Origin of the sequence: Lachnoclostridium phocaeense, from assembly GCF_959599685.1 — a bacterium.
Lineage (GTDB): Bacteria > Bacillota > Clostridia > Lachnospirales > Lachnospiraceae > Claveliimonas > Claveliimonas monacensis.
On the sequence record NZ_CAUGIN010000017.1, the window covers coordinates 44,947 to 65,050 of the forward strand.

28 protein-coding genes are annotated in these 20,104 nt (G+C 44.4%); 26 read left to right on the top strand and 2 right to left on the bottom strand.

Annotated elements, in window-relative coordinates:
• Nucleotides 1-15: 15 nt before the first annotated feature.
• The 23 genes from Q5911_RS09235 (at nt 16) to Q5911_RS09345 (ending at nt 15,848) form a co-directional block, all read left to right on the top strand.
• Nucleotides 16-588, top strand: a complete 573-nt coding sequence (locus Q5911_RS09235; protein WP_303182481.1) for a hypothetical protein — start codon at nt 16-18, stop codon at nt 586-588.
• 197 nt (nt 589-785) lie between these two features.
• Nucleotides 786-1,127: a hypothetical protein gene (locus tag Q5911_RS09240; protein ID WP_303182482.1), complete on the top strand. Its 342-nt coding sequence runs from the start codon at nt 786-788 to the stop codon at nt 1,125-1,127.
• Between the two features lie 241 nt (nt 1,128-1,368).
• Nucleotides 1,369-2,166, top strand: coding sequence for a hypothetical protein (locus Q5911_RS09245; protein ID WP_303182483.1), 798 nt, complete (start codon nt 1,369-1,371; stop codon nt 2,164-2,166).
• A gap of 15 nt (nt 2,167-2,181) precedes the next feature.
• A complete protein-coding gene (locus Q5911_RS09250; protein ID WP_303182484.1) occupies nt 2,182-3,072 on the top strand; it encodes a DUF7768 domain-containing protein in 891 nt (296 codons plus the stop codon).
• 24 nt (nt 3,073-3,096) lie between these two features.
• A complete protein-coding gene (locus Q5911_RS09255; protein WP_303182485.1) occupies nt 3,097-3,252 on the top strand; it encodes a hypothetical protein in 156 nt (51 codons plus the stop codon).
• A complete protein-coding gene (locus Q5911_RS09260) occupies nt 3,239-3,421 on the top strand; it encodes a hypothetical protein (RefSeq protein ID WP_303182486.1) in 183 nt (60 codons plus the stop codon). Before Q5911_RS09255 ends, Q5911_RS09260 begins: the two co-directional genes overlap by 14 nt.
• A gap of 342 nt (nt 3,422-3,763) precedes the next feature.
• A complete protein-coding gene (locus tag Q5911_RS09265; RefSeq protein WP_303182487.1) occupies nt 3,764-4,213 on the top strand; it encodes a hypothetical protein in 450 nt (149 codons plus the stop codon).
• Between the two features lie 170 nt (nt 4,214-4,383).
• Entirely contained in the window at nt 4,384-5,832 is a 1,449-nt protein-coding gene (locus tag Q5911_RS09270) for a hypothetical protein (RefSeq protein ID WP_303182488.1), read from the top strand.
• A gap of 9 nt (nt 5,833-5,841) precedes the next feature.
• A complete protein-coding gene (locus tag Q5911_RS09275) occupies nt 5,842-6,147 on the top strand; it encodes a hypothetical protein (protein ID WP_303182489.1) in 306 nt (101 codons plus the stop codon).
• A gap of 21 nt (nt 6,148-6,168) precedes the next feature.
• Nucleotides 6,169-6,357 carry a hypothetical protein gene (locus Q5911_RS09280; RefSeq protein WP_303182490.1) on the top strand — a complete coding sequence of 63 codons (189 nt, stop codon included), beginning with the start codon at nt 6,169-6,171 and terminating at the stop codon, nt 6,355-6,357.
• A 91-nt stretch (nt 6,358-6,448) separates the two neighbouring features.
• On the top strand, nt 6,449-6,970 hold the full coding sequence (locus Q5911_RS09285) for a hypothetical protein (protein WP_303182491.1): 522 nt from the start codon (nt 6,449-6,451) through the stop codon (nt 6,968-6,970).
• Nucleotides 6,971-7,103: 133 nt separating this feature from the next.
• Nucleotides 7,104-8,066 carry a 3'-5' exoribonuclease YhaM family protein gene (locus Q5911_RS09290; RefSeq protein WP_303182492.1) on the top strand — a complete coding sequence of 321 codons (963 nt, stop codon included), beginning with the start codon at nt 7,104-7,106 and terminating at the stop codon, nt 8,064-8,066.
• Entirely contained in the window at nt 8,063-8,284 is a 222-nt protein-coding gene (locus Q5911_RS09295) for a hypothetical protein (protein ID WP_303182493.1), read from the top strand. Before Q5911_RS09290 ends, Q5911_RS09295 begins: the two co-directional genes overlap by 4 nt.
• Before the next feature lie 48 nt (nt 8,285-8,332).
• Nucleotides 8,333-8,680, top strand: a complete 348-nt coding sequence (locus tag Q5911_RS09300; protein WP_303182494.1) for a hypothetical protein — start codon at nt 8,333-8,335, stop codon at nt 8,678-8,680.
• Between the two features lie 16 nt (nt 8,681-8,696).
• A complete protein-coding gene (locus tag Q5911_RS09305; protein ID WP_303182495.1) occupies nt 8,697-9,989 on the top strand; it encodes a hypothetical protein in 1,293 nt (430 codons plus the stop codon).
• Nucleotides 9,990-10,199: 210 nt separating this feature from the next.
• Nucleotides 10,200-10,937: a phosphoadenosine phosphosulfate reductase gene (locus tag Q5911_RS09310; protein ID WP_303182496.1), complete on the top strand. Its 738-nt coding sequence runs from the start codon at nt 10,200-10,202 to the stop codon at nt 10,935-10,937.
• A 242-nt stretch (nt 10,938-11,179) separates the two neighbouring features.
• The gene (locus tag Q5911_RS09315; protein WP_303182497.1) at nt 11,180-11,695 is read left to right on the top strand and encodes a sugar-phospahte nucleotidyltransferase; all 516 of its coding nucleotides are present in this window, start codon (nt 11,180-11,182) and stop codon (nt 11,693-11,695) included.
• 205 nt (nt 11,696-11,900) lie between these two features.
• Nucleotides 11,901-12,173 carry a hypothetical protein gene (locus Q5911_RS09320; protein WP_303182498.1) on the top strand — a complete coding sequence of 91 codons (273 nt, stop codon included), beginning with the start codon at nt 11,901-11,903 and terminating at the stop codon, nt 12,171-12,173.
• Between the two features lie 9 nt (nt 12,174-12,182).
• Nucleotides 12,183-12,656 (top strand): JAB domain-containing protein, encoded by a 474-nt coding sequence (locus Q5911_RS09325; protein WP_303182499.1) that lies wholly within the window; start codon nt 12,183-12,185, stop codon nt 12,654-12,656.
• A 13-nt stretch (nt 12,657-12,669) separates the two neighbouring features.
• Entirely contained in the window at nt 12,670-13,281 is a 612-nt protein-coding gene (locus Q5911_RS09330; RefSeq protein WP_303182500.1) for a hypothetical protein, read from the top strand.
• Between the two features lie 106 nt (nt 13,282-13,387).
• The gene (locus Q5911_RS14845; protein ID WP_331592267.1) at nt 13,388-14,446 is read left to right on the top strand and encodes an RNase H family protein; all 1,059 of its coding nucleotides are present in this window, start codon (nt 13,388-13,390) and stop codon (nt 14,444-14,446) included.
• Between the two features lie 70 nt (nt 14,447-14,516).
• Entirely contained in the window at nt 14,517-14,873 is a 357-nt protein-coding gene (locus Q5911_RS09340; RefSeq protein WP_303182501.1) for a hypothetical protein, read from the top strand.
• Between the two features lie 63 nt (nt 14,874-14,936).
• Nucleotides 14,937-15,848: an ATP-binding protein gene (locus tag Q5911_RS09345; protein ID WP_303182502.1), complete on the top strand. Its 912-nt coding sequence runs from the start codon at nt 14,937-14,939 to the stop codon at nt 15,846-15,848.
• Nucleotides 15,849-15,856: 8 nt separating this feature from the next.
• Here Q5911_RS09345 and Q5911_RS09350 read toward each other — a convergent pair whose 3' ends face one another.
• The gene (locus tag Q5911_RS09350; protein ID WP_303182503.1) at nt 15,857-16,270 is read right to left on the bottom strand and encodes a hypothetical protein; all 414 of its coding nucleotides are present in this window, start codon (nt 16,268-16,270) and stop codon (nt 15,857-15,859) included.
• Nucleotides 16,267-17,784, bottom strand: coding sequence for a Y-family DNA polymerase (locus Q5911_RS09355; RefSeq protein WP_303182504.1), 1,518 nt, complete (start codon nt 17,782-17,784; stop codon nt 16,267-16,269). Before Q5911_RS09355 ends, Q5911_RS09350 begins: the two co-directional genes overlap by 4 nt.
• A gap of 294 nt (nt 17,785-18,078) precedes the next feature.
• Between Q5911_RS09355 and Q5911_RS09360 the strand changes: the two genes are divergently transcribed.
• From Q5911_RS09360 to Q5911_RS09370, 3 genes are all read left to right on the top strand, one after another.
• Nucleotides 18,079-18,345 (top strand): hypothetical protein, encoded by a 267-nt coding sequence (locus tag Q5911_RS09360; RefSeq protein ID WP_303182505.1) that lies wholly within the window; start codon nt 18,079-18,081, stop codon nt 18,343-18,345.
• A 356-nt stretch (nt 18,346-18,701) separates the two neighbouring features.
• Nucleotides 18,702-19,616: a DUF5688 family protein gene (locus Q5911_RS09365; RefSeq protein ID WP_303182506.1), complete on the top strand. Its 915-nt coding sequence runs from the start codon at nt 18,702-18,704 to the stop codon at nt 19,614-19,616.
• Nucleotides 19,617-19,778: 162 nt separating this feature from the next.
• Complete coding sequence (locus tag Q5911_RS09370; RefSeq protein ID WP_303182507.1) at nt 19,779-20,051, top strand: hypothetical protein; 273 nt, start codon at nt 19,779-19,781, stop codon at nt 20,049-20,051.
• The last annotated feature ends 53 nt before the right edge of the window (nt 20,052-20,104 follow it).

Below are 20,104 nucleotides of genomic sequence, written 5' to 3' on the forward strand. Positions count from 1 at the left end.
AGGAGGAAGCATACAATGGATAGGAAGACACTCGAAAATATCATACAGATCAGTATCGAATTTGGAACAGTGATCAAAAGTAAAGCGCTGACCCTGCCAGGAGATTTTGCGGCAACGGCCCATCTTACCGATCACATCTTGGAATGGTCAGAAGAATTCGAACGGGGTCATGAGGAGAACGGTGAATACTTGTGTGACATCGCCGCATTTGCCCACAAAAAATTTTGTGAATGTGGTTGGTCAGAGTCTCCTAAAACGAAGATCCTGTATCTTTACCGGGACGCGAGCAACTATAAAGTACAGAATTCCTGTATTATCAACGGCCTGCTATCCATGCGTCAGATAGAACAAATAAGAAACTGCTGCCAGGACAGGGAATACTTTATCCCGGCGGAAGTCGGGCTTCCTGAAGAAGGGTTTTCTACTTACATGGAGGACGATCACCCCTTCTTTGAACTGGTAGATTTTGAGGAGGTTTTTAAAGGTGCCGAAGTACAGGTAACACCTGACGAGATCGTTCGGGCTTTTGAAGAATGCAAAGATAAGTGGGATGAGCTTGGAGTTATGAAAGAAATTGCGGAAGAATAGTAGGACCAAGCAAATAACACGTTGAGTCTAAAGGAAGGAGCGATCCTTCCTTTTTGTTTCCCAAAATTGTTGTGAAAAATTCTTACGGATCTGTAAGTTGATCAAATGACATTTTTCACCAAATTTTTTATTTATTGTTGCCTCCAAAATGCATTCTACCTTTATACCAAATATACAGAAGAACGGAGGAAACTATAATGGATTGGAGAAGAAAAATAGAAAAAGCAGGAAGAGAAGACGGCTGGACCACTTGTTTCGATATTGATGGAGTGATCCTTGAACGTAAAGCTCCATCTGGGACCATCTTTACAGTGAACCTTAATGCCGATTCTCTTACAGGAATGATCCAAGAACTGGATCTGTTTGTTCAGGATTTTGATGTATCAGAGGCAACATATCAGGCTCTGGATGAGACTGGACATGGTAAGGATGGAGCGCCGTATGAGCTCATCGACGTATGGACGGATATTTTTGACTGTAGACAGAAGTCATGTAAACTTCTCGGTCGTCTAATTGATCTTCAGATAGGTTTGCAATAAAAGAACTGGATCTTTGCATGGAAAGATAAACTGCATCTGCTCTCGTTGTATGAAGGAAGAAACAAGGGCGTTTTATCCTAGCAAAATAGAATAGTAGCAAGTTTAAGCAACCAGAATAACACACTGGTTGCTTATCTATTGTTGCTCATATAATCCACTCTATCTCCAGAACAAATCTGCAGACGAAAGGAGAATAAGGTCTATATCTGTGTGTTCAATGATTACAAGGAGGATTTGAAATATGGAAACTATTTACAATCGTGGAAAACGTAAGCTGCGGATTGATGACAGCAGCCTTCTTACATTTTCTCAGAGCATTGTCGACCTGATCGAAGTACCTTCCTATATGGACAGGTCGCAGGAAGAAGTCGCATATGTAAAACGTGAAGCAAGATGCATCCTGGCCGATATCTATCTCGAAATGGACGGAGAAACGCTCATGAAAAGGGCAACAAAAGAGATTGGCGAGATCCTATATTATTGCGAGAACACGGAACAGGAGGCACCCAAGATCCACTTTTTTGACGTGACATGCCCTCACGGAACGACCACAGCTTCCGTGTTCAGCGAATTCGTCATCTGGTGTATTGATGCTTTCTATTGGAATAAGATACGCCCTGCAAAGAAAACCAAAAAGATTCCTGTGATGCAGGAGGAGTGGGACACGGATACCAAGGGACTGGTGCCCGACGGGAGGCTTCTTTTAGTCAAGACTAAAGATGGGGTCAAATTAGCGAAGTATACAATTCACCATGGGACCGTCGGATTCTATCACAAAAAGCAGCCACTGTCTGTGTTCGGATGGCATGCAATCGATCCGGCAGACTATACCATTGAGATGTGTCCGGAATGTGGTGAGGAAGTAGTCATATTTTCGGAAGGGATCACGGATTGTTCCACTTGCGGCTACCCGGTGGTTCCTTGTTCTGTATGCGAGGGACGGCCCTGTGACCACTGCCCTTATGAACAAGACATAAAAAGATCAAATAACCGTAGGATCCTGAAGATGGAAGCAAAGATTGCATACAGTATCTTATAACGGAGGAGAAAAAGTATGATCACAATAAACGGATATGAGTTGAACGATAGGAGTCTGGCAGATTTTGCAAGAAGCCTGATGGGGTACATTACAATCCCTGATGACCTCGAAGAGGGTAGCAGCGAAGAAATTAACACGATTTTAAAGGAGGTAGAGTATATCCTCGACGGTTTTGGCGAGGAAGGTCTTAAAGCCGCCCAAAAACTGTTAGACATTGCATTACCGGAGGTTGGATATATTTGGCACTACCTGGCACTGAACGGCGATGAATTGCCGACTACAAAGTTCGTCGGAAGCAACAGGGAGTTGCTTACATGTTTTAGGACATTACTGCTCGCCTATATGGAAATCCTCTATTACGAGGATCAACTCTATACCCCTGAAGCATCACTTGAAAAAACTGAAGCTTCGCTTGGTGATACTATCTATGATCTGGAACGGCTTATCATGGAAAACCCTGGTCAGATTTCCTATATCTGCTCTCCCCTTCGCGGGGAGACTCTCAAGGAAACGCATCATAATATGATGGCTGCCAGGTGGTACATGGTCCGGGCATGGAAGGAGACAGGCTACCCAGCGGTAGCGCCACATGGGTATATCCCGGTCGTCCTCGATGATGCGGTTCAGGAGGAACGGGACGCCGGACTTGATGCCGGCAAGAAATTACTCTACAGATGCAAGAGGGTGCTAGTCTGCGGAGACCGGATAAGTGAAGGCATGGAGGGCGAGATAAAGGAAGCGGCCCGGTTGGGCATCCCGATCTGGACTTTTAGTGGCAAGATGTTTCTTCAGGTAGCGGAAGCAATCTGTAAGGATCCAGACCTGGGAGCTCGGATTGAAAAATATATACACTATGAAGGTCTCGCATCCCCGGTCGAAAAAATCCTTTGCAATAAAGTAATATGATCAGATAGTTCAAGGAGGGACAATATGAAAAACGATCTAAATTTTAAATATGACGAAGATGGAAAATTGATCATTGATTCTGCTTGGCATGACCCGCATTTCCCGACAGGATATGTATTACTCATTGAGAATAATGCTTATTTATTGCCGATGGGAAGATATGATAATGGCGAAGTTTGAGGATGTTAAGGGTGCAGTTTATGGGAGGAAATATGCAAAGACGTATACCTGTGTACAGGTTAAGGTAGATGGGGATCAAGCAATATCATTAGAGGGAAAACTTATCGCAATGGGGATAGAAGCTGGAAATATTGCACCGGGACGTGTGAACATAAAGGTTGATAAATGAGTGGTGAAAAGCTAATTCAAAACAGCAGCATTTACTGAGGAAGGGTTCTGCCCTTCCTCCTCATGTATAAACAATAAGCAATGTTTCGCATTTGTATATATGATGGCTGTGACAAGGCTTCAGACACAATAATTCACAACGATCCAGAAGAATATGTTATTCTCACAGGAGCAGAATACAAAAATTGGTACTAAATGATATGGACACAGGTCCCGGCAAAATGCCGGGACTTTTGTTTTTTTCAATATTCTTCACTCTACTATCAGATGGACATCGGCGAAGAAGGGAGTGAACAACGTACATAGCTGATGGACATAAATAGTATTATAGGAGGATTTATTTATGTGTAAGGTAAGATTTGAAGACAACCAGGTGACAAGAGGAAAGTTTCGTTACCCTATCGGAGACGAGGTGTTTGTAAAATTCCGTTCCGGGGACAAGAATTACTGGACTCACGGAAAAATCGTGGCTATCTATCCGTCTAATCTTGAAAATTTGCCTCTCTTACGGGCATTTCCGTTTATGGATCTGGGCTTGGAGGATGCCGAACTGCGTCTTGTGGAAGGAAACATGATCTATATCATGCACAGGGAGCCCGAAGGTTATGACGATAGCACATTAGAAAAAATTCGTTCCGGGGAACTGGTATGTGCGGATGACCCCAGTGACTGGAAATATACAGATGCAGCAAAAGCTCTTTCTCTTCCTGATGAAGGAGACGAAGAGAATGAGGATGATGACTTTGAGGATGAAGACGATGACTTCGACGATGAGGATGAAGACGACTGGTAATCATAGCCAGCCGTACCGTCAGCTATGATAAAAGGGTGCGTATTATACGCGCCTTTTTATTTTGGAAAGCAGGCCACACTCTATCCTCAGAACAAATCTTACCGAAGAAAGGAGATTAAAAATATTCTATATCGGTGTGTTCAAATTAAATTTAAGGAGGATTTGTAACTATGCAGCTTTTTATTCGATGGAATGAAGGCAGTAAACAGGTAGATGTCCCACCATGCGAGTCGGACGTGTTCATGGAGGTGGGCAAGATCCTGCCGGATCTTTCAATCCCGAATATACTCAGTGTGTTCTGCACATATGGTGATGCTGAATATGCGATCAAAAAGAGAGGAACCTTCATGAAAAACGGGGTGAAACTGCCGTCCATGTATGTTTCCGAAAACTATTGCAATATCAACGGACTAAAGCCCGGAAGTTATCCTGAAACATATCTGACCTGTATTAATGAAGAATCCAACAACTACAAGTTTTATCACCTGAAGCCAAGAGGCGGGGTGATCGACGTGACATATGGCAGGATCGGTTCCCGGCGGGGAGAGGCCTTCGGTGTGAAAGATATCCAGATGCCTTATGACAGCCGCCTGTTCTGGATCCGGTACTACGAAAAACTATCCAAAGGATATACCGACCAGTCCGATATATATCTTAGTACAGAGCCTGATAACAAAGCGGACTATGTGGAAACGAGGCGATCTGTGTCTTCCACAAAGACATCGCCTTCTGAAGAGCTCTATCTGACCCTTCTCGGATATGCAAGGCATGTCGTCCAGGAATCACTTGTGGATGAGCGCGTTACGTTTGGACAGGTAAAGAAAAGTCAGGAATTATATCAGGAATTATTGCGTCAGGATACAGTGGATAGGTTCAATGATGTATTAAAAAGGCTGATGACGGTCAGCCCCAGGCGCGTCCGCAAGGTCTCCATGCTCCTTGCGGCCAGCACGACAGACTTCGAAGATATCCTCTTGCGGGAGGAAGATCTGCTCCACGCTATGGAGGCTATCGTGTCACACGGGACAATCCCGCAGGGGAAAGGGAAGGGTTCCTTCAAGGCAATGGGCGTCACGGTCCGCCTGGCTACCAAGCATCAACAGGAGGAGGTGCTCAAACGGCTTGACCCGGACCTCCAGCAGAAAGCAAAAGCTGTATATCGGGTACTCATACCCGAACAGGAGAAAAAATATAATGCATATAAGCAGTCGCATGGTATCAAAAGGGTGAAACGGCTCTGGCATGGGTCTAGGAACGAGAACTGGCTCTCGATCATAAAGAACGGACTCCTTCTGCACCCGAATGCCGTGATATCTGGGAAGATGTTTGGGAACGGCATATATTTTGCGAAGTCCGCAAAAAAGAGTTGGGGCTATACATCCTATTACGGTAGCTTTTGGGCTTCCGGCAACTCCGGGACTGCATTTATGGGCATGTATGAGACGGCTTATGGACGACCGGAAGACGTGTATTCATCCCGGCAATATGATAAGCAGATGTTAGATGCTATGGGAAAGAACTGTGTCCACGCGCACGCCGGGCAGTCTCTTCTCAATGATGAGATCATTTTTTATGACGAGGCGGCAATGCTGCTAAAATACATCGTTCAATTTGAATAGGAGGGAGCTATGTACGCATTATTTGTATTAGATTTTGACGGGACCTATTACCTGGAATATGCAGACTCAATCGGAGTCGCACCGCTGGTCTATCTGATCAAAGCGCAAGATACAGAGCTTGCCGCTTCGCTTGCGCAAAGGGCTCATGACGCCTTCCATGATGAAGAGGAAGCGGACCTGTGTATAGGCGACTGGTTTGAGCTGTTCATGGCTGAAAGGAAGGCGTTTTGCAAGGTGGTAGGCAATCTGGAAATCCCATTTGGTGAAAGAGATTGTGACTATCTGTCAGATAAAATCAAAATTGCAGTGGTATAAGGCACCACAAAGGAGTATTTTATGAATAATAAAGTGAAATGGTTGGTTACGTACTGGGAGGCATATTCCAGCGGCTATATTGTAGAAGCGGACGAGGACCTTACCAAGGAAGAAGTGGAAGAAATGGTGAAGCAGGATATTTTCGACGGGCGTAGAAATGGCCCTGACAATTGTTATGACTCTGGCTGCAAGGCAGAACGCCTTGCCTGACACACCAGATTAGAGAATAGGCTCGGAGGGATCCGGGCCTTTTGTTCTTCATAAGATAGCACACACTATTGGAAAGGAAGGAGGTGATCTTATGCGACGTAAAGCAATGGTAACGATAACCCTCATGCTCATGATGTATATGATTTCTGCCTGCGGACTGAAATCCGGTCTTGAGGAGTATAAGCTACCAGATTCCACAGAGAATACTCCGGTCAATGAAGCGACCATAAGTGTGATTAAGAGAGCTGCGGAAAAAGCACATACAGCGCCCGCCTTGTCCGACGACTTTGTGGATAAGTACCTGGATATTGATAGCATGCTAGAACTTGAAAAACGGGTAGAAACAGGATTGGCCGCAGCCAATGATGTGGCTGACCTGACAGAAGCGGAGTTCCAGGCATGGTCCGATATCATTGAAAGCAAACAATTGAATATGTATACCACATCCGATATAGAACAACGGAAGTCGGAAATATATGAAGTTCTCAATGGTTTTGCAGCTAAAGCAGATCAGAGTTTTGAGGAATATATGAAAAAGGCATACGGAATGGATCCAGCGGAGGCAGAAGCGTTTGCTAAAAAGCAGGCACAGAAATTTGTAGACGAACAATAATATGGAAAGGCACCATTATGGTGCTTTTTATTGTGCCTACAAACTTCCACTCTATCCACAGAACTAAATCAGAGAGGATAGGAGGAGTTGAAAAATCTTATAGTTCGAATATTTATTCAGGAGGATCACTAATATGAAGATCAGTGAACTAAAGCTCGACCAAAAACAGGAGATCGTACTTCTACTGGAGCGGATCGAGGAACGTGAAACAAAGAGTGGAGGTGCATTCTGCAAATTCACACTCACGGATGGAGAGAAGGAGATTTCGGCCAACCTGTGGAACACAAAGAAAGAAGAGGTCCGTGTCCCCGAGAAATCACTCATTATAGCGGAAATATATGTCAAACTGTACCAGGATCAGCTTTCATACGAGGTCTACAAATATGGTCCGGCATCAGCGGAATCCAGGATTGAGGACTATGTTCTTTCTGCCCCTATGGATCCGGTTAGGATGTTTGAGGACCTTAAGGTATTGATGAGAAAGCAAGTCCCTAAGAATTTCCAGTCACCATGCAGTGATCTGCTCGACTTGACCATGAGCCTTCTGGACGATAATAGACAGAAGATCTTGTACTGGTCCGCAGCAAAGACAATGCATCATAACTGTCGGGCCGGATGGTTATACCATACTTACCGCATGGCTTATGCCGCGGTAATGCTCATGAAGATCTATCCTGTAGACCGGGAGTTGCTTCTGGCGGGGACTATCCTTCATGACATCGGCAAATTGGAGGAACTGGAAACAGACAACCTCGGCATTGCTGAATACACCATTGAGGGAAGCCTATTTGGCCACAGTCTTCTTGGCATTGAAATGATCGACCGCAAGATCGTGGAGGAAGAGACTGAAGGGATCAAATATGATCCGGAGAAGGTGAAGCTCTTAAAGCACCTTGTCGCGTCACACCATGGCGAGCAGGAATATGGTGCCATAAGCGGACCTGCAGTACCGGAGGCTATGCTCCTCCATGAGCTGGATATGATTGACAGCAGGATGTATATGTTTGAACAGGCACTAAATGATCTACAGCCAGGCGAGATGTCTGATAAGATCTTTGGACTTGGAGGCAGGGTATACAAGGAGGTAACGGAATGAAGCAGGAAGAATTATCAGTAAACACTCCCCATGGCATATTGAAAGCTACAGTTATGCCAGACGAGGAATATCCTGGGATATTGACGGAACTGATCGGACCAGATGGCAGTCCGGGAGTTTCAGTCGAATATAACCCTGAGGAGGATGCAATAATCGTTCGGGTGTTTGGAAAAGATGACCCGGATGGCGATCCTGTTTTTATCACTCATATAAATTAAGATCAGATCTGTTTGTAAGTATAAGCAGAAAAAGGATAGGAGGACCCCATGAATTTTGATGAAGCATTAAAAATTCCAAGAGATATGGAACACAGGGAGAAATATCAGCTGATTATCAATGCACTTGGATCAGAAAATGTAAAACAATGCATCCCCTTTACTGAGGAAGAACTGAAGGAAGCCTATAAATCAGACAAGTTCTTTAATAATCTGTCTCTCAGGAGATGGCATCTCGCTGCCGGTTTTGACACTGGACGCTACGGAGAAAAATGTATCCTCATCGGAAGTCGGCTCACAAATCTGTACTGGGAAAAATGCCGAGTAGATGCATATTCGTGTAGCACAGGAGTATCTCTTTTAAAAGAGTGCGCGAGAATGATAGTGGAGGGCGTATAAGAGGAGGATCAGAACAATGAATATGAGAAAGGTGTGCCCCTGCGGGGGAGCAGAGTTTAAGGCAACTCGTATCTTTCAGGCTGACGTGATATGTGATGGGACAGGCAAACCAATCAATCATATTGGTTTTTATGAAGATCACACAACAGGTCCTTATACCTGTAAAAAATGTGGCGCACAGTATGAGTCATTGGAGGACTTGGTTACAATCAACCAGTATATTACGGTTGGATTTCCAGGGAAAACACCTACCAAACTGAGCGTAGCTTCTGATGGAAGTATCCTGAAAAATGTAAAAGAAGCCATCGTCGGTTTCTATAAGGCCCTGGGAAATGATCTGTCCAAAACGGAAGGCATCCACCCGGTTTGTGTAGATAACGGTGAGGAAACGGTCCTGTACGGTTTACTGTGCGTGGAACCGGACCGTGTTTCGATCAAACTCGGCAGTATGGAGGAAGGGATGTCGTCTGAATGGCAGCCCGTTCCGCTGGATGAGTCTGAAGAGTCTGGCATACACAATCAGTACCAATGCAAGGAAGTCCTCCTCTCCATGGAGGCGTTGGCCCACCGCGAACTCCTTTGCGGGGTGAAGGTGGTCGAGGATTGTAAAAAAGATCAATTTATTTGCATCATAAAGCCCGGAGGATATATCTTTTATTGTCCCAGTGTAGTAAGGGCAAAAACCCTCGCCGAGGCGGGTTCGTTTATAGCGGTAGATATCCCGAACGACGCCGATTATACCTTCATGTTCACTAAAGAAGAATTTGAGGAGGCAGTCATAACGTACAAGGGTACAGGAAGGTTTGCTTCGGATTTATGGTCCAATTACGACCTCCACAAACGCTATTATGCCATGAAGGATCATTTAGATAATAATCCTTCCTATGGTGAATGGCTGGAGGGCTATTTGAATGCCGGAATTCTTGCTCCTATCGAAGGGGAGGATGTAGAAGCTGTTGACCGGGAGGTGTATTCGTCAAAGCGGGCTATCGATCGGGAAAGGATACTGACTTTGATGGCACCTGAACCCAAAAAAGTGAAACTGTCCATGCAGGCACTAGCCAAACTTACCCTCACATACGGAGGGTTCTTTGTCTATGATAAAGCTTCTGACAGATATTCTTTTAAATATCTGTCAGAAGAAGAGGATCCGGAGAAATGGTTCAGCTCGGTCACATGGGCCAAAGTCATCGAAGAAGAAACGGATAAGGTCAGATTACTCCTTGAAAATACCAGGGGCGATTATCTGATAGACTTGCTCCTTACTCCGAAGGAGTTCGAGGAGTCCCTCCACCGTTTTATCTATTAGAAGAAAAGTGTAGGAGAAATAATCAATAAAATGAAAATATTTGTCAGAAAGGAGTAGCACCTATCCTAGTGAAACTAGGTTTGGCAGAGATTAGTATGGTGAATCTGTCAGTAAAATGTAATGGAGTGGCTGTGCCTAGATAAGCACTTAATAATGCATCCAAGCCGATTATTAGATTAACCACATCACTAGATAGTGTGAGTGGTTGGTGTGAAAGAAAAACTTAAAGTTTGCTGGCTATCAGCAGGAGTATCCTCGTTTGTGGCAGGGTATCTGTCGGAAGGAGTGGATAAATATATCTATATTGATATTGAAAATCAACATCCAGATGGCATGAGATTTATTAAAGATTGTGAGAAAGCATTGGGGCAACCGGTTCAGATTTTGAAATCTCCATATGGAAACGTCGAAAATGTAATTAAACAGTTTAGATACATCAATGGAGCTTACGGGGCGAAATGTACGCAGATACTTAAAAAACGTGTGCGAAAAGAATGGGAAGATGCTCATGAAACTTATGACATTACATACGTCTGGGGATTTGATATTGACGAAAAAAACAGAGCCGAAAGGCTGAATGAGTCAATGGTAGAATTTAATCATGAGTATCCTTTAATAGATCGATGCCTGACAAAGCAAGATGCACATGCGATCTTGGACAGGCTAGGGATTAAAAGGCCGGTTATGTACGATATGGGCTATCACAATAACAACTGCATCGGTTGTGTAAAAGGCGGCATGGGTTACTGGAACAAAATTAGGAAAGATTTTCCCGATGTGTTTGACCGAATGGCGAAACTAGAAAGAGAAGTCGGACATTCCTGTATCAATGGAGTATATTTGGACGAACTCGACCCGAACAGAGGTCGGATGGAAGATGAGATCATGCAAGACTGCGGGATTATGTGCTATCTCGAAACAATTAATATTAGTAGCAAAAAACTATAAGAAATGGCCTGGGACCTTCCCGGGCCTTTTGTTTTTAATAAAAGTTTAGCGATTGTAATTATATGGGATAAGTAGAGTTTCTCCCTTCTTATGTGGCTCGTGATTTATTTTTCTGTCTTTTTTTCATTCTATTACCAAATTTGTTACTCAGAAACTGGACATACGATTTTGGGAAAAGAGAAAACAGCTAGTGATATATCCCAAAACTATGGTGAAATTTTAAAAAGGTGAAAACAAAGAAGATGAATCAATTTCAATTTAGCTTCCAGAAGCAGGATGAGTATTGGACACCACGATATGCTGTGGTTCCGATTATTGATTATCTAAAGCCTGACAGCAGGATATGGTGTCCATTTGACTCGGAAAAAAGCCAATATGTTAACACATTTGTTGATCATGGATTTCACGTGGTGTACGGGCATATTGATGATGGCCATGACTTTTTTACCGAGAAAGTTCCAGACTGTGACTATATTATCAGCAACCCACCGTACAGTCTAAAACTTCCTGTGTTTAAGCGGCTGTACGAAATCGGGAAGCCATTTGCGATGCTCATTAATTTCCAGGGACTTTTTGACAGTAATGAGAGGTTCGATCTATTCAAAAAGCATGAAGTTCAGATAATGTTTCTGCGGCCACGAGTCAACTATATTGTGAATGGGATCGAGCAGAAAGGCGCCCCGTTCCAGAGCGTGTATATATGCGATAGAATTCTCGATCAGCAGATCGTCTTTAAGAGAATATCGAGACAAGATTAATAAAAGTTAAAGTAGAACAACAGATATCTAAGGAAGGGCTCCCTTCCTTTTTCTATTAATTTTGTAAGTTTTCATTCTATACGCAGAACAATTAATACAGGAGAAAGGAGGAAAACATAATATCTGTATGTTCTAAATTGAAATAGGAGGATCTTTGCACTAATAGACGGAGCATATTTCACAGTTAATAAAGGAGGCATAATTTATGAAATCAGAACAGAAATCAATATCTGTGGTATACTATGTGACCAAAGAAGCGTTTATACCATATGAGGATCTGGAAAAACTCCTGATCTTTGCTTATGGGCTCAATGGAGAGCTTTTTTATAAAAAACGCATATCATTTGAAGAAGCAGAGGAGATTATTCAGCGCTATTTTAGCGATGGCTCATATATCCCGGGAGAATGGCTGCTGGAGACTGCCATCAAAGCGGGGATAAATCATCCGGGATATGCGCCGATGGATATTACGATTTAGGAGGCATTCATGAGAGTCACAAACTATACTGTTAAAACGGACGATGAGAAGCGTCTCATACTGGTTAAGGAAAACGCTACTAATTATTCAGCACTATCCATGCTGACACAGCCAAATGAAGTTGTATGTTTCATGAATGACCTATATGATATGCAACATCTTGCAGAAGAATACATGTACATGATAGCAACCACGACGAAAGGCAGACCGCTCGGTGTCTTCGAAGTATCACACGGGACAGCGACCGCAACCTTTGTCTCTCCACGAGAGATCATGATCCGACTCCTTCTGGTCGGGGCGGTAGCTTTCCTTCTGGTCCATAATCATCCTTCCGGATGTGTCACTCCATCGGAGAATGACATTCTATTTACAAAAAGGATCAATGAGGCTGGCCGGATTTTAAACCTGACACTGAGTGACCACTTGATCATCGGTGATAACGGAGCATTCTGTTCCATGCGTCAGGATGGTCTTTTAATTTAGAGGAGGATCCACTATGGTAACAATTATCCATAACATACTCGTTTACCTTCCGGACCTATCCAAAGGAAAAAACAGTATCAACCCGATCATATTATCAAGCAGAGCGGGTGCTTATGCTGAGAAGGCGCTGGCCTTTTTTGAGCCCGCCGTGTTCGATCAAAAAGCGCCGGTTCAATACTCATTTATGGACCGGTATGAAACGCACGTTATGATGGGTACATTCTATAAAAATTACTCGATCGAGGTCCTTAAGGACGTATTATCATTCCAACAGTCCGAGATAACGTATTGCCTGTCCATGATAAAAGCTGAAACAGGCATGGGACTTAAGGAGATTTTTGACGATCTGTATTCTACGGACCCCAGGCTGGACTATACCTATATCATGGAGTATATCCGCTGCGCCGCTCAGTTTCTGTCAGGTGAGTACCAGATCAGTTCCCGGTTCTATAACACAAAAAAGAAGACTGCAAGGCTCCTGCCCGAGGACATTGACGCGATACGACAACATCCGGAGGATTGGGCATTGGTGAAGTTTGCTCTTACTAAGGAATATCGAGGAAATAGTGCGATAAACAGCCAGCATCTGAAGGAAAATCTGATGAAAGCGATCAAAATCGCCTAAAACATACAGCTACAAGGAAGAGGATTATATCCTCTTCTTTTTTTTGCTCAAATACTGGAAGATCGCGTATTTTCTTGCAAACTATAAGAAAAGAGGTGAAAAAATCATGACAGGAAAAGAGTTCAAAGATCTAAGGATCAGAAAGTGCTATACCCAAAAAGAGTGGGGATCTTTGATCGGCATCTCTGCCAGTACCATCAGTATGATCGAATGTGGAAAGAGAGAGCTTAAAGCTGAGGAAGAGAGAAAATTGATCGCCGCCTTCAGTACGTCCCGAAACGAAAAGGAGATTGCCGGGGAAATCTATACACTCTACACGGATGGTGGATGCGCCTGGAACCCGGGCGGCCCTGGAGGGATCGGGGTCGTGATCTTAAAAGGTGAGCATATGATGATCAAAGAAATATCGAAGGGTTATTATTCCAGCACAAATAACCGCATGGAAATCATGGCGGCTATTGAAGGGCTCAGAGAGCTCCCCAGGGGCAGCCGTGTGAAACTGATCTCGGACTCACAGTATCTGGTCAACACAATGAAGGCAGGCTGGGCCAGGAATAAGAATCAGGATCTTTGGGCGGAGCTTGACAAGGCGATGGCCGGGAAGAAAGTCAAATTTTCCTGGGTGCGAGGACATAATGGTGATCCATATAACGAACGCTGTGACGCACTTGCAACCGAAGGGATCCGATCATCAGCGAAAAATCCGGACACAGTCACCTCACAGGCCGTAAGAAGGACAGAAAAAGAGGCAAATAAATCTCCTGCAAAGAGAGGCGCAATGGGGATACGTTTGGATATTCCTGGTAATATAGGGGAAATGAAAGATGCGGATCTGTTCATCTACCCTGACTGTAAAAAGCGCATTGCTTCATTTAACAGGAACAAGAAAACAAAAACATTCAAGGACTACTTGAAGCTGAAAACCGGAGGGTGCGATGGCTGGTCTGGCATGGGACTTGCCAGCCTTCGCACCTTGGCAGGAAAAGATGCGTACTCAATTGTCATAAAATATATCAAGGAAGACAAAATGGTTGCTTCATGCCTGCGTTGGTATGGACGAGGATTACCCCTCAAAGACAGTATCCGTAAAACATTGGTAGATCAGGAGGTTGCGCAGAATTGTACAAAATTGCAAGAACATGGAAATATACCTAAAAAACAGTGAACTATTCAGCTTCGAGTAACCGAGGATTACCGCCCGTCCTTCTTAAATCAGAGAGGAGAGTGTTTATCAAATGAAATTAAGGAATGTATTTTCCGGAGCCGTGCTTTTAGTGTTAATCTTCTGTCTGCTCAGCGTAGTATGGCTTACTTTCCCTGATCAGTGTCAGCGCTTTTTCTGGGCCAAGAAGAATGAGATTATGTATGTGATAGGTGAAGAACATGATATGGTCTGTAAAGCAAATGCTCTGAGCAAGAAATATGAGGTCCCGATCAGTACATTGGAAAATATAATCTCTAATCCCAGTTCCTACCGGGTAGAAGAAAAAGACGGAAAACTAAATGTTATCTACCGGGAAAAAACAGTAAAAAGCCACGATGGCAGTTACAAATTGGAGTGCGACACGATAATGAGCTATCCCAAAAGATAAAGTTTGAAAGGGAAATGTAAAATACACTATGTGCTTGGGAGATCCAGGCGAAAGGAGGAAATTATGAACGATCTGGAACGTCGCCTCATTGAGGCGGTCTGTGAGAACAAACTGATTGATGCGAAGAAAATAGCCAAGGTAATCCTGGAGCAGGACAATACACAGAAAAACAGACATTTTGTAATACGGAACCTCAATATGCTAAATAATAGCACGATGAACTTCATGGAGCTGCCTGCTGATCTGATGCATATCCTTGTCATGGAGGATGTGTCGATTTCATTCAATGAAAGACGATACTTTCTCTCCGCACGGGAGGAGGAACTGGCTGACAAGCTCATCCGGACAGACCATGCCGCTAGGCGTCTACAGGAGATGGGGATACGCTACGTCAACAGCACGCTTTTATACGGCGAAAGCGGGACTGGGAAGACCACATTTGGCCGATATCTGGCCTATAAGATGGGACTTCCATTCGCTTATCTGAATTTCAGTCACGCTATCGACAGCTACCTTGGTGGGACACAGAAAAATATATCAAGAGCCTTTGATTTTGTAAAAGAGAGAAAATGTGTCTTTATGCTGGATGAGTTGGACGCAATCGGCATGTCCAGGGATAAAAAGGCAAATGAGGTAGGGGAGATGTCGAGGGTCGTGATCAGCCTCATGCAGAACCTGGACTCTCTGCACAATGACGTGATCCTTCTTGGAGCCACGAACCGCCCGGACATTCTTGATCCAGCCCTGGCCCGGCGGTTTAATTTCCATCACGAAGTACGGCGGCTCACAAAACAGGAGCGGTGTGAAATGGCATCGCGCTTTTTAATCGATGTGGGCTATCCTTATGCCCAGGACTGGCTCATTGAATTATGCGAGCCTGATAGAACCCAGTCTGACCTGATGGGCCGCATGATCGACGCACTTGTTGATCATCTTTCCGTGGCCCCATCCGAAAGCCAAGAGGTCACAAACTAAATCGAAGCCTACTCACCGTAAGTGCTGTCTACATCAACAATATGGTCCATAGGGATTTGCACCCCATCCTCCAGGATGATCATACGGTTAAACATATCTATTTTCTTGATGATGCCTCTCAAACGCTGGTAGCTGCCTCCTGCTTTCTTTTCATCCGGCTCAAAAACAGTAAATTTGACCTCCTGGCTTTCATCCACATGTTCCAGCAGGCTCTTAAATTTTCGGTCAAGACTTTCAAGTGCCTCTTCATCCAACAAGATCTCCTTATCCACAATGCGTCCGGTTTCCTGGATCACAGAGTCATAGCCGGAAAGTGCGGCAAAAGGAGAAAACTGTGCTGCCCGGTCCTCCAGAGGCATTTGCGGGTGCTTTTTGGAGACGTGGTGAGGAAGTCCTATAATATCGTCATAAGAGTCTATCATGCTTTATGCCCTCCGATCTGGGAATTACGGTCCTTCGCCGTCGCACCGTCCTGCAGGTTCATTCCGCGAAGGATCGCGTTCTTCCCGAATCTTTTCTTAATGTCCAGCATTGCTTGCTGCATCTTTCTTTCCTTCTCCAAGTGCTCCTGTTCTTTCTTCGTCTCTTCTTCCCGAGCACCATAATCTGTAAAGAGGTCGAGCTGTTCATAGCCATTTTCCTTTTTAGGAGCTCTCGCTTCCGGGATGACACGATTTGCGGTCACATTCAACCGGCGGACCAGCAGGCTTTTATCCACGATACGGTCAAATAGGGCAGAAACAGCTTCCATGATCCTGGAGGATGAAGAAGTATAGGTATCCAGGTTCAGCGTCCCATGAGCATGCTTGGGGACGGCCCGTCCGTAGCGGTCAGTCACGATCTCGCCGTGATACCCCCGCATCCTTTCCTGATCCTTCAGGTTTTCAATATCATATCCAACGGTGAGAACAATCTGGTCTGTAACCAGACATTTATCGACCAGATCTAAGGCAAGAAGATCCGCCATTTCCCGAATTACGAGCCTGGCCTTTTCCGGCTCATATGGACACTGGAGGACCTGTCCGGATCCAAGACTGCTGTCTGCCGGTCTGTATGATTTGATCGCCGCCATGGTGCATGGCTCCCAGCCCCAAGCATGGTCGATCAGTAATTCAGCGTTTTTCCCGAAGAGATGATACAACAGATCCTCATCCATTTCTGAATATCTGGCGATGTCACCCATTGTATACATCCCATATGCTCCTAATTTTTTCGCATAACCACTCCCGACTCTCCAGAAATCCGTTAGGGGACGGTGGGACCACAAATGTTTGCGGTAGCTCATCTCATCCAGTTCCGCGATCCGGACCCCGTTTTCATCTGCTGGGATATGCTTTGCCATGATATCCATGGCAACCTTGCAAAGATACAGGTTGGTCCCGATCCCGGCAGTCGCGGTAATCCCGGTCGTTTCCAGGACATCCAGGATCATTTTCTTGGCCAGGGCTCGCGGTGATAACTGATACGTATGAAGATAGCTGGTCGCATCTATGAATACCTCGTCAATACTGTAAACATGGATGTCCTCTGGCGCGATGTATTTTAAGTAAATTTCATAGATCCTGGCGCTATATTCCATGTAGAGGGACATCCTGGGCAGCGCAATGAGGAAGTCAAGGGCAAGCGCCGGGTCCGTCTTTATCTCTTTATCCGAATATGAGCTGCCTATCAGCTTATGCCCTGGTGTACGTTGGCTGCGGAAGGTATTTACCTCGTTTACTTTCTGCTTCACTTCGAACAGTCGGCATCGTCCGGGAAGCCCGTAGCCTTTAAGGGAAGGTGTGACTGCCAGGCAGATTGTCTTATCCGTTCGGCTTTCATCCGCTACCACCAGGTTGGTGTCCAGCGGGTCAAGGCCTCGCTCCCGGCATTCAACGGAGGCGTAGAAGCTTTTCAGATCAATGGCAATATATGTTCTTTCTTTACTTCCTTCCATCGATGCCTCCTTCTTCTGCGAACATATGTGTTGGGTTTCTGTGTATATACTACCATAATCTCGAAAATAACTGCAAGGAAAAGCATATAGGTTTAATGCTTATGACTACCCTGCACTCTGTTACCAGTAGCAACTTTCCCGATAAACGATGGTAGTTCCGTAACGAGCTTGAATGATACACGACTGTTAGGACTGATCTTGTGTAAAAGTGTGGTGTTTGGCAAAATTCTTCCACACTACAGAAGAAAGTATAGAGGACAGCGAACTACTACAGAGAAGAAAGGAGATCATATAATGAGATTATATCTTATCGAAACAACAGACGCCAAGATCATGGAGCGATTTGGACCCACCTTTGGAAAATCCGATTTTGGAGCAGCTAAAGGCAGGCCTGTCCGTATCGACCACCCGCTAGAGTTCCATGAGGAAAGCGGTGACAGATGGGTATTGGAAAACGCAAACAAGGAAACATTCACGATCCATCCAAAGGAGCAGACTATGCGTAATGGTTATTTGGTTGTCAGGACCGAAAATGAGAAATACACATTCCAGGTCAGCTGAAAAGCCAGGTCCGCCTGTTAATTGATTGATAATCAGGAAAACTGTGCTTATAAATGTCTTTCCCTAAGGTCTATGTAGACGCGGAAATATGTCCTTGTTTGGCTGGGAGGATGGCGGTACGATCGGCGAAATAGGTGAAAAGCTGATCGATCATATTTAGGACTGCCATCTGTCAGAGCAAGCAGATACAATTAACCAGATGTCGCTGATCGTATATTTTCAGCAATCAGCCCTACAACCTGGTTTGCTTTTTTATTTTCTCTATTATTTTCCATTCTATCCTCAGAACAAATCAGCAGAAGAAAGGAGAGAAAAGATATATCTGTTTGTTCAATAAAATCATGGAGGATATAATTATGACAAATTTTGAGAATTATGTATTAGATCATTTTTTGGAGTATCTGCCGGAGAAGTACAAGGATGCAAAACTTCGTATCGAAACAGTCACAAAGCAGAATGACCAGGAGTACAGGATGCTGGTCCTGAAGCTGACTAGAGCCAAAGAAATACGGATGGATTTGAAAATAGCTGAGAGACGGGCAAAAACGGATCCTTATGATGAGATCATATCTGAAATGGCTGAGTTTTTCCTTAATAATTGCCATAACAAAAACGGTATGGAAGCATTTGTCAGTAATATTATTGACTACACATTTGTCAAGCCAAAACTCCGTCTGATCGTCATGTCCGCAAACAGAAATAAAAAGTTGGGTCAACAGGCCGTTACATGGTCCTTTGGGCCCGTAATGGTCCAGGCATGTGTATATATTGCTAGTGGTGATGGGAATAATGAAGGAGTCGTGCGCATTAAACCGGAGCACCTGAAACTCTGGAAAGTCACGGAGGAGCAGCTCTTTGAAGACGCACGTCTGGCAGAGGAGGACCTGTTCACCATCCATAGTGACGCTGATCTCTTTACAAGCCTTACGCAGCTTGGTCGCCAGTCTAAACCCAATCTACCCGCCACAGCTTTCTACTGTATTAATAAGTGGAATGAACCATTCGGGGCCAGCATCCTGGCTCACCCAGACCTGCTGTACCAGTACGGGCTCATGCTCGGAATGAAGGACCTTGTCATCATTCCCAGTTCCCTTCATGAGATACTGATCGTAACAGAAGAGATGTTAGAAGGCTATGATCTTTCCGATATTAAACAGATGGTCAAAGAGGTCAATGAGGAGGAGGTTGCTGAAACGGATGTGTTTGATGACACACTCTTAGGTTTTGACATGAACAAAAAAAAGCTTTGCTCATATGAGGAATATATGTAATTGATATTGACAAACAGCTTTTGAAGGCGCGCTCTGCGCCTTCTTTTTTGTTAGTCTTATTTTTTCCTTTATACTCCACTCTATCTCCAGAACAAATTTGCAGAGGAAAGGAGTGCAAATGAGATATCTGCTTGTTACGTTTTAATTCAGGAGGATAACACTATGTATAATGCCAAAGAAACATTACGCAAATTGAGTGAGTTTGAAAATAGTACGTCAGCGGCAGAAAGCCTTTTTGAGGAGATACGCTGGCACTTGGAAAATCTTCATCTAAGTTTTTGTTGCGAGTCGGCGGAAGGTATACTGGAAATGAAGGGATACGCAGATCCACCTAAAAAGCTGATCGATATGGCGGCTACCAGGCTGTATACAGACGAGCTGTTTGTCGATGACGATGCGGGTGAAGAAATTGTCGATGAAGTGATCAGAGAATAGGTAGTGTCAAATAAGTTATGAAAAAGCGAAGCCTAAAAAATAGGCTCCGATTG